This window comes from Okeania sp. SIO2B9 (genome assembly GCF_010672505.1).
In the GTDB taxonomy this organism is placed as follows: domain Bacteria; phylum Cyanobacteriota; class Cyanobacteriia; order Cyanobacteriales; family Microcoleaceae; genus Okeania; species Okeania hirsuta.
In genome coordinates, this window is the sequence record NZ_JAAHGK010000263.1 from 1 (window position 1) to 7,017 (window position 7,017).

Sequence of the window (7,017 nt, forward strand, 5' to 3'; positions counted from 1 at the left end):
GCAACCAAAATCTCATCAAATATAATATTTTTTCCACCTGCCGTAATTACTTTTTTCCCATCCACAACTTCTACTTTTTCCGCCCTAGTTTCTGACAAAATCTTAATACCTTCGGACTCAAATTGTTAAGCAAGAAGCACCCGTTTAGTATACTGACATTAGAAAGTTAGTGCTCCTGAAAAATCTCCGATCATTTTTACCTCTGGTTTTAATAAAAAAGACCATTGCTTTTCCACCTGTTCTTGAACATGATATATCAATTGGAAAATATCGTTAGCTGTAGCTCCCCCACAATTAAGAATAAAGTTTGCATGACGGTGAGCTACCTGGGCCATTCCTATTTGATAACCCTTAAGCCCAGTTTGTTCAATTAACCAACCAGCAGCTTGTGGCCTTGGATTGCGAAAAACACTACCACAACTAGGTAAATGATAAGGTTGGCTAGTCTTTCGCTTGTTAAAATTTTCAGAAGTTATAGCAGTCACCGAAGCAGGATTTTCCCCTGGTTGTAACTGAAAAGTAGCTTGAGCAACCAAAATAGACTTACCTTGTAGGCTAGAATGACGATAGCTGTATTCTAAATCTTGAGGAGACAGAATTTCTATCCGACCATCAGGCAACATAACATGGGCATTAACTAATATATCAGCTATACACTTACCTTGTGCCCCAGCATTCATTACCACAGCACCACCAACAGTACCAGGGATACCAACAACCCACTCCAAACCTTGCCAACCCATTCTAGCTGCCTTCCAAGCAATACGTGGTAATGATTCACCAGCACCTACGGTTAGAAGACCTGTTTCCTGTTCAAAGTTAATGTGACGGAGGTTGCGACTACTAATCACCAACCCCGATAAACCACGATCGCTCACTAACATATTGGAACCTGCTCCTAGCAAAGTAATTGGTAGTCCTTCAGAGTGAGCAAACTGAAAACTTGCTTGTAATTGATCTAATTTTTTTGGTGTGACATACCATTCAGCAGGTCCTCCAACTCGGTAAGAAGTCAGAGGAGCTAAAGGAACATTAGACCTAATTACACAATCTGTTCCCAGTAGTGGAATAGGTTTATATTGTGGCTTTTGAGCTGAACTAGCTATGTTATAAGGGAGAGTCATTGTCATAACTAATACTTGAATTATCGTAATTTTAAAGATATTGTTTAAGAGTTAGCTAACTCAACTGAATGTTCCTCTATATAAGCTGTTTCAATAGATACAACCTGATAGTGAGGTTTTTGATAATATGCCATAACCTCTGGAATAATTTTATTGAGGTTGCCAGCACCGAGAAATATTGCCAAATCTCCTGGTCTTAAGACTTCATTTAAAAATTTACTTACTAATTCTAAAGATGGTTGATAGTAAACCTGTTGATGATCTTCAGAAATTGCTTCAGCTACTTGTTGGCCACTAATTTTACCCAATGGTGATTCCCCTGCACTGTAGATATCAGTAACAATCACCATATCAGCATCATTAAATGACTTCGCAAACTCTGAAATAAAAGCTTGAGTACGACTATAACGATGAGGTTGGAATATAGCAACAACTCTTTGGATCGGCAATGAGTTATTTTGTTTTGTCAAAGATAAACTGGTTTTAGATATGTGAGATTTTGTAGTCACTTTTTGACTGTTTTTTCGTAAGCGAGCTGCGGCTAAAGTTGCACTAACTTCACTAGGATGGTGAGCATAGTCATCAATGAATACAATACCATTGCACTCTCCGCGATGTTCAAATCGACGATGAGCGCCTTCAAATTTAGCGATCGCCATAGCAATAGCAGGAAATTCTAAACCTAGTAACCTGCCTACTGCTACAGCAGCTAAAGCATTACTTAAGTTATGTTTACCCAATAACCCCAACTGTAACTCTCCCAGAATTTGGCCCCGCTCCCAAACACGAGCTAAGGTAACATGAGATTGATAATCTACACAATCGACTGTATAATCTGCATTACTATCTGAGTCAAGGCTATAGCTAATAGTTGGCTGGAGGAAGTTTTTCACTGTAGAACAGTCTATACAACCTACCAAAGTTTGACAATTTTCTTTAAATACTTTAAAAGTCTCAACCACCTGATCTAAACTTTCATAATGATCTGGATGGTCTAATTCGATATTTGTTACTACACCAATGTGTGCAGATAATTTAATCAGAGAGCCATCTGATTCATCTGCTTCTGCGACTAGATAAGGACTGTTACCTAAACGAGCATTACCTTCCCAAGCATCTACTTCTCCACCAATAACAATAGTGGGGTCTAAACCAGTTTCTAGAAGCATAAATCCGATGAGACTGCTAGTTGTAGTTTTGCCATGAGTTCCTGCTACAGCTATGCTTTGATATTCTTGAATTAGAGCTGCTAATAGATCCGAGCGATGTAAAATGGGACATCCTAATGCAATTGCGGCTTTATACTCAGAGTTAGTTTGATTAATTGCTGTTGAACAAATTACTTGTGGAAGTTGAGAAATTTCTTGGTTATCCTCCATCCTACTATTGTGTTTTTCCGTCATTAATCCTTCTGTACTTAGACAGAGGTCGATAGGGGATAAATTTAAGTTTGAGTCGTTTGACGGAGATACATTTTTCTCAAGAGAAATTTGTTGAAATAGTTCTAAATTTTTAGCATCTTGATCCCAAAATATATGGGTTCCTATTGCTTGCAAACGCTTTGTTATATGGCTTGATTTTAGATCCGATCCATAAGTTGGTAAATTGCGTTTGGCTAAAATGTAAGCCAAAGCTGACATTCCGATGCCTCCAATACCAATAAAATGAAACGGCCTACCACTGAAATCTACATATATAGACATTAATTACTCCTTATACACCACACTGTGCCCATAACACGCGATATCATACCAGGATTTTTTTTTTTTAGATAGAGTCTAGCAGTAATTTACCAAAAATACTGGTTAGTTTAGTTAATCAGCTCTATTACTTGCAATGAGTTTGTTTTCTATCAAATCTTTACCCACTGGCCAGTCTTTTTCCGGATATACCTCGAAAAATTAATCAAGGATAAATTATCAGGATTTTTTACAAAAGAATAAGTATTTATAGAACCTAACTAGACAAAATCAATTATGAATTATCATTCACAGTTTAGATTGCTATTCAAGCATTAGTTGTTAGTCAGTAACTTGTTGTCCAATAACTAATGGGTTGCTAATTCTGACTTACTTAAATTGAGCAAACAAAATTTGTTATGAATAACTTACTATAAAACTATTTAACAAAAGTTTTTTATTCGCTTCTATATCTTCTTACTACTTAAACTGTCCCAGGATTGATTAGTGGAGCAGAAAAATTTTTCTACTTCAATGTAGACTTTTGACTTTTATAATTTTGACTTTTGACAAAAAATCCTCACAAGTTCTATACCCCATCCACATAGGTTCCTTTATACAACAAGCTGTGAACAAAAACTTAAATTTAATGCCATAGCTAACTCGATTAATGGCAGGGATCGTAATTAACCTACAAAAAAATTACCAAATTACCATTTTGCTGTATGATAATGGTCAAGATTAATTTTCTTTTAAGCTCTCCTTATCTAAAATTCATATCACTTCTGAAAAAGTTAGGGATCTGAGATGAAGGTAAGGTAGAGTTTAAGCCTGAAATCAATATCTGGAACTACCAAAAAGCACCCAGTGGGGCAGCACGGGGCTTGGCTCAATTAAATAGAAGTCAGCAGTCAGCAGTCAGCAGTCAGCAGTCAGCATTAGGAGTTTTTTTTATGCCCTAGTCGAGGATTTCAACCCCGACTCAACCATCCGGCGCATTATTTGCCGGAGTATAAACCCAAGGTCAAAAAGCTGATAGCTGTTTGCGGAGCATTCCGGTACGGAAAATGCTGAAGCGCTGATAGCTAGTTAACACTGAAACTGGATTAATTCAGTATTTAAAACTGTCAAAAACTTTAATTATACATGATTATTGCTGTTGTTAGGAGGTAAAAAGTGATTAGAGTTGCTATAAATGGTTTTGGACGGATTGGACGAAATTTTTTACGTTGCTGGCTCACTCGTACAGATAGCCAACTTGATGTTATTGCTATCAATGATACTTCCGACCCCAAAACCAATGCTCATCTACTAAAGTACGATTCAATGTTGGGCACATTAAAGGGTGTGGATATTAGTACGGATGAAAATTCCATCACAGTTAATGGTAAAACAATTAAGTGTGTATCTGACCGTAATCCTTTAAATTTACCATGGGCAGACTGGAATATCGATCTAATTATAGAGGCTACAGGTGTATTTGTGACTGAGGAAGGAGCCTCAAAGCATTTACAAGCTGGAGCAAAAAAGGTTTTAATTACTGCTCCTGGTAAGGGTGGAAAAGTTGGTACTTTCGTGGTAGGTGTTAACCATCAAGATTATGAGCATGATGATTATGATATTGTCAGCAATGCTAGTTGTACAACCAACTGTCTAGCTCCAGTGGTCAAAGTGATAAATGACAATTTTGGCATTATTAAAGGTACAATGACCACAACTCATAGTTACACTGGCGACCAACGTATTTTGGATGCTAGTCACAGAGATGTACGGCGGGCTAGAGCAGCGGCTGTAAATATTGTGCCAACTTCTACAGGTGCAGCTAAAGCAGTGGCTCTGGTAATTCCAGAAATGAAAGGTAAGTTAAATGGTATTGCTATGCGGGTACCTACTCCTAACGTTTCTGTAGTAGACCTTGTAGCTCAAGTTGAGAAAAATACTTTTACTGAACAAGTTAACGAAGTTATACAAGAAGCTGCTAATGGACCAATGAAGGGTATCATTGAATACTGCGATTTGCCTTTGGTTTCTTGTGATTTTCGTGGTCATGATTCATCTTCTATTGTAGATGCTAGTCTGACAATGGTTATGGATGGCGATATGGTGAAAGTTATTGCTTGGTATGATAATGAATGGGGTTATAGTCAGCGTGTTGTAGACTTGGCTGAAGTTGTCGCACAGAAGTGGCCTGCTTAGTGTGTCTGAGTTTTCACTCTCTGGCAATTGAATTAAAAACCCAAGATAAATAATTTTTTCAAAAATGTTGAAATGCTTGGCTAAGTGTAAGTTGCTCGTTTGGGTAAATTCCTTGGCTATCTATTAATAAGATGTCGGTGTCGTCTGTGGTTGTACCTACTATGGCTGCACCGACTCCAATTTTTTTGACTAATTCTTGGCCACAAATTGGAGGTAAGCATAATACTAGCTCGAAATCTTCTCCTCCATAGAGTGCCCACTTTAATGCTTGTTCGGGTGAGACAAGTTTAGTTAAAGAAGAAGGAATGGGAATTTGATTGCGATCGATCTTAGCTCCGACCTGAGATGCTTGACACATCTGAACGATCGCATCTGCTAGCCCATCACTACTGTCCATTCCTCCTACTAAGACCGAGTTTTGGTTCTTCTCTACACTATTAGAACTATTTAAAGATAAGCAATTCCATAAATTTGTTAAAAGATCGAGCCTTGGTCGAGGACGTTGATGATCTAAAATTAGGGAAGAACGTTCTGCTTCTGTGAGAAATTCACCTAGTTCTGGATGCAGTAATAATTCTAACCCTGCTTTTGATGCTCCATGTACTCCAGTAACAACGATCGCATTTTGGGGTTGGCAATTTGAACGAAGAATAGTCTGTGAAGGTTCAATTTGTCCGAAAGCAGTAATTGAGATAGTACGGATAGGCGATCGCACAATATCTCCACCGACTATAGGAGTATTATATGGTTGTAGACATTCAGAAATTCCTTGGTAAAGTTTTTCAACCCAAGTAACGGGAGTATCGCCAGTGAGACCGAGTGCGATCGTAATACCAATAGGGAATGCACCCATTGCTGCGAGGTCGGATAAGTTGGCAGCAGCGCTACGCCAACCGACATCTTCAGGGGAAGTGGTGCGATCGCTAAAATGTACTCCATCAACGAGTGTATCTGTTGTAACTACTAATGATTTGTGGGGTTGAATTGGCACAATAGCAGCATCATCCCCAACAACTTCTGTGGGGCAAAAACGGTGTAATACCTTTAAAAGTCCTTGTTCACTAATATCTTTAACTGTGGTCATGACAATCTATACTATACTGCAGTTATATTTAGAATTCAAACCTACATATCTAATTACTTTTGAAAGTCTAAAATTTCTCAATTATTTGTTTTTATATCATGCTTGGATAATTACTGATCGAAAAATACTTTGTTTTTAGCTATAGGAGAATATGTATTCAGTAATTATCTGCAAACTTACTCTTTAAATCATCAGTATCATCAGTATCTGTAGTTAATTTACAAGTTTTACCTAAATCAAGGTTGTCAAGAATAAAGAGAGGATCTAAGTCTATTTCTCCAGAATTGAGAAATAGTAAAATAAAGTGTATTAAATCTATAGTTATTTATCTAAATTTCTAGAAACTAAAAGTTAGATTAAACAATAAGTTTTGCTCCCTCTATCTGAAAATAGATTTCAGATAGCAATTTTGAATTATTAGCTTCTATTGCCTTTTCCCAGAATATTTTGTAAGTAACATAAAAAGGCTTTATATCAGCTACTTATATACTTTCAATCATGTGCATAATTTTGATAGTAATTATACACTATATTCTTCAAAAAATATAATCATTCAAAAGTTTTTTTTCTCGATGAAAAATCAATATTACTTTGACATATTTGTGCTTTTTTTGTTAGAATATGAATTATTAAGGAGATTGATTAGTTTGAAAAATAGCTGAATTTAAACTGATTTTTGTAACTCACTAAAAAGAATGATTGATAAAAATTAAAAAACAACATTAATTTTTGTGTCAAAAAATCAAGATAAATCAATAAAAAGAATGACTATTGACAAAAAACAAAGATAAATATTAGCAAAAAAACAGTGTTGTAAGTTACATTTTTTTTAGTATAAATAATAAATGATAGTTTATAGTACAAACTAAAAGATGACTTCTTAATATTACTTTAATAAGTTTCCCGATCTAATGAAACCTAGAATAATAGTCTG

Annotated in this window: 4 protein-coding genes; 1 reads left to right on the forward strand and 3 read right to left on the reverse strand. The window is 36.3% G+C overall.

Going from position 1 to position 7,017, the window contains the following annotated elements:
• Positions 1-158: 158 nt before the first annotated feature.
• Entirely contained in the window at positions 159-1,130 is a 972-nt protein-coding gene (gene murB / locus F6K13_RS11650; protein ID WP_124154629.1) for a UDP-N-acetylmuramate dehydrogenase, read from the reverse strand.
• A 38-nt stretch (positions 1,131-1,168) separates the two neighbouring features.
• Positions 1,169-2,827, reverse strand: a complete 1,659-nt coding sequence (murC, locus tag F6K13_RS11655) for a UDP-N-acetylmuramate--L-alanine ligase (protein WP_124143566.1) — start codon at positions 2,825-2,827, stop codon at positions 1,169-1,171.
• A 1,152-nt stretch (positions 2,828-3,979) separates the two neighbouring features.
• Here murC and F6K13_RS11660 point away from each other — a divergent pair.
• Positions 3,980-4,999, forward strand: coding sequence for a type I glyceraldehyde-3-phosphate dehydrogenase (locus F6K13_RS11660; protein ID WP_124143567.1), 1,020 nt, complete (start codon positions 3,980-3,982; stop codon positions 4,997-4,999).
• A 58-nt stretch (positions 5,000-5,057) separates the two neighbouring features.
• Here F6K13_RS11660 and thiL read toward each other — a convergent pair whose 3' ends face one another.
• Positions 5,058-6,083 (reverse strand): thiamine-phosphate kinase, encoded by a 1,026-nt coding sequence (gene thiL, locus F6K13_RS11665; protein ID WP_124143568.1) that lies wholly within the window; start codon positions 6,081-6,083, stop codon positions 5,058-5,060.
• Between the last annotated feature and the right edge of the window lie 934 nt (positions 6,084-7,017).